Here is a 3,176-nt window from a genome sequence, read left to right on the forward strand (position 1 = left end):
GGCGGGCGGCGAGCTTCGCGAGGTCGGCGATCATCGAGGTGACCAGATCGCGGAAGTCGAGTTTACCGGTCTTCACGAAGTCGCCGATGGCGTTCTCCGCACTCTGGAACGCCCCGACCAGCGCGCTGCCGATATCCCCGCCGATCTCGCGCGCCTTGGCGGCGTAGTCGGCGAGTGCGGCGGTGACGGCCTGCCAGCCGGTCAGGGCTTTCTCGGCTCCGGCGGCGGTGTCGGCTCCTGCCTGCCGCCCGGCCGCACCGGCGCGACCCGCCGCTCCGCCGGTATCGTCCAGTTCTTCGCCCAGCGCCCCGGCCGCAGCAGCGGCATCCGCCAGCGCAGTCTCAGCGTCGACCCCCGTGCCGGTCACCGCATCCTTCAGCGCCTGCCAGCTGGCGAGCGGCCGACCGGCAGCGTCAGCCAACATCCCCGCCGCTTCGCGATAGCCGTCGGCTCGCGCGCGGGCGTCCTCGGCCATTGCGCCGAGGCCGAGGTCGGGTGGCTCGAGGTAGGTGCGTGCCAGCGCTGCAGAAAAGGCATCTGCCGCCGCAGCCCCTGCGGCCGTTGCCGCCCCCTCGAACGGGTTGCCGATACGCCCCAGTTCCACCGGGTCAAGGATGCCGATCCGCACCCCGCCTTCGCCGGTCGCCCATTCCGGCAGAAGCGCCAGCGCCGCGTTCAGCGTCTCGATGAAGCTGTTGATGCGGGTCACGACGCCATTCAGCATCGCCTCGACGCCCGAGATCAGACCGTTCGCCGCCTGAAAGGCAAAGTCGCCGATGGCACCGGGCAGGCTGCCCCAGATGGCGACGGCGGCGTCATAGGCGCCCTGGAAGATCGCGGCCGTCCGGTCGCCGAAGCTGACGACGCCCGCGATGGTACCTTCCAGCGCCGAGAGACTGGCCGCATTCAATCCCTCCCACCCGGCCGCCATGCGGGCGAGGGCCGCGTCCAGCATGAGACCGATGCGAAACCAGACCTCGCGGGCCAGATCGCCGAGCAGCCGGAACGCCTCGCCCACGCCGCCGACCCGGGCGACGAGTTGCGAGAACTGATAGACCAGCTCGCCCGCCCCGACGATCAGCGCGCCGATGCCGGTGCGGATCAGCGCGCCGCGCAGGAACACCAAGGCGGTGGCAAGGCCGCGCACCGACAGGGCCGCTGCCGCCATGCCAGCCACCCAGCGCCCGGCCATGACGACGGCGAAGGTCGCGGCATAGGTGGCCAGCCGCCCGAGATTGTCGAAGAGCGCGCTGATCGCCTGCCCGATGGGGCCGGTCGCCCGCGCCATGTCGGCGAGCTTGGTAGCGACACCCTCCAGTGCCGGGGCGACGGCGACGGTCAGGCGGTTCACGAGGCCGGTCCAGATCAGGCTCAGCCGCGCGATGGCATCGCCCGTCCGCTCGATCTGCGCCGCATCCGCCGCGCTGACCGCCACCCCGAAGTCCTGCACGTCGCGGGCAGCATCGCGCAGCGTGGCGCTGTCGATCCGCAGGAAGGCCAGCGCCGCCCGGTCGCCGAAGAGGTCGGAGGCCACGGCCGCCCGCTCGGCCTCGGGCACGAAACGGGTCAGCGCGTCCTGAATGGCGACGATACGCTGGTCGAGCGGCAGCGCCTGCAGTTCCGCCGCCGTCAGGTTCAGCCGCCGGAGCGCGCCGACGGCCGCGCCCGAACCGCTGGCGGCTTCGGACAGGCGCGTGGTCAGCTTCTTCGTCGCCTGCTCGATCTCGCCCATCGAGACGCCCGCCAGCTCCCCGGCTTGAGCCAGGGTCTGGATGCTCTCGACGGTCGTCCGCATCGACTGCGCGAGCTTCGCCTGCGCGTCGATGTTGGCGAGCCCCGAGCGGATCATCGCCACCCCGGCCGCCGCCGCAGCCGCAGCGACAGCCGCCAGAGCGATCCCGGCCCGGCGCGCGAAGCTCGCCAGCCGCGTGTTGGCGAGTTCCATCTCGGTGGACAGGCGGCCGAAGCCCTTCGCCCCGGCCTCGCCGATGCCTTCCAGTTCGGCGCGCACCTGGCGCCCGCCCACGGCGGCAAGCCGGACGGAGACGCGTTTCTCAGGCATCGGATCGGGGCTCCGGGTGGAATGGGGTCAGTCGCGGTTCGCCGCGATCTGCTCGTTGACGCGGCGGACCATCACCGCCTCGAGGGCGGGCAACAGTTCGGCGATGGCGGGCGGGGAAATGCCGAGAGCGTTCCCCAGCGCAAGCGCCGCGCCCATGTCCCAGCCGATCACCGCGCCGGGGATGACGCGCATCTGACCGCCGAGGCGCTGCGCCAGGTCCCAGACCTGCGCGCCTTCGAGCGTCAGCGGCCGGTTCAGCCGTGCGGGGCAGTCGGGACAGGTCGTGCCGCAGGCCGCGCAGTAGCCTTCGCCCCCACTGAGCGACCAGTCGGCAAGGGCGCAGAGCCGTTTTTTTCCGCGTCCAGCAGGAGGCCCTTGGCGACGTAAGAAGTCTGGAACGCCTCGAAGGCGGGCCAGAGGTCGAGAAGCGCGTCGATGGCCTCGGGACTCGGCTCGATGGGATTGCCGTCTGCATCGCCGATCCCCTCCCACGCGAGGATCGCGCGCCGCGCCAGCGCCTTGGCCATGGAAAGCGCGGCTTCCTCGGTCGCGGCCCCCTCGGGCAGGTCGGCAATCGCGGGATCGCCCCGCGCGGAGACCATCAGCGCGGTGGTCAGCGGGCGGAGCTTCACGCGCANAAAGCGCGGCTTCCTCGGTCGCGGCCCCCTCGGGCAGGTCGGCAATCGCGGGATCGCCCCGCGCGGAGACCATCAGCGCGGTGGTCAGCGGGCGGAGCTTCACGCGCACACCGGGGATGAGGTCGCACCACTGCGGCGCGTTCGAAAGGTCGAGTGTCAGCATGACGGGCCTTCTCAATAGGTTGCGACGGTGTTGACGAGGACGGCGGTGCACATCCGGGCGGGGCTGACGGCCTTGGCTGCCTGCCAGTCGAAGGTGGCCTGGATGCCCTGCGGGCCAGGGATCTCGATGCGCGGGCGCGGCAGGTAGACGGCGTGGGCCGTGAAGGTGAAGCTGGCGTTGGCGCCGAGGCTCCACGCGAAGACCAGTTCGCAAGGCGTGCCGTCGATGGCCTGCGTGATCAGCGCGGTGTCGGCGAAACGCACCTCAACCCGTCCGGTCAGCGCGGCCATGCCGGGGTCGGCCCCCTCGATGC

At 71.7% G+C, this 3,176-nt stretch carries 4 protein-coding genes; all 4 read right to left on the reverse strand.

Annotation, left to right across the window (positions count from 1 at the left end):
* A partial coding sequence (locus EZM81_RS17825) for a phage tail tape measure C-terminal domain-containing protein (protein WP_136646714.1) occupies positions 1 to 2,062 on the reverse strand: 2,062 nt, incomplete at its 3' end.
* Between the two features lie 27 nt (positions 2,063 to 2,089).
* The gene (locus EZM81_RS18390) at positions 2,090 to 2,254 is read right to left on the reverse strand and encodes a hypothetical protein (RefSeq protein ID WP_166583521.1); all 165 of its coding nucleotides are present in this window, start codon (positions 2,252 to 2,254) and stop codon (positions 2,090 to 2,092) included.
* Between the two features lie 62 nt (positions 2,255 to 2,316).
* Positions 2,317 to 2,664 (reverse strand): hypothetical protein, encoded by a 348-nt coding sequence (locus EZM81_RS17830; protein ID WP_371685775.1) that lies wholly within the window; start codon positions 2,662 to 2,664, stop codon positions 2,317 to 2,319.
* A 210-nt stretch (positions 2,665 to 2,874) separates the two neighbouring features.
* Positions 2,875 to 3,176, reverse strand: a 302-nt coding sequence (locus EZM81_RS17835) for a phage tail tube protein (protein WP_248298280.1), incomplete at its 5' end; no start/stop codon positions are given.

This window comes from Tabrizicola sp. YIM 78059 (genome assembly GCF_004959785.1).
Classification (GTDB): Bacteria; Pseudomonadota; Alphaproteobacteria; order Rhodobacterales; family Rhodobacteraceae; genus Tabrizicola; species Tabrizicola caldifontis.

What these genes read in the sequence shown, in the direction of transcription:
- EZM81_RS17830 (WP_371685775.1), bottom strand. Translation starts at nt 2,664, where the DNA reads ATGGTCTCCGCGCGGGGCGATCCCGCGATTGCCGACCTGCCCGAGGGG.
- EZM81_RS18390 (WP_166583521.1), bottom strand. Translation starts at nt 2,254, where the DNA reads ATGCGCGTCATCCCCGGCGCGGTGATCGGCTGGGACATGGGCGCGGCG.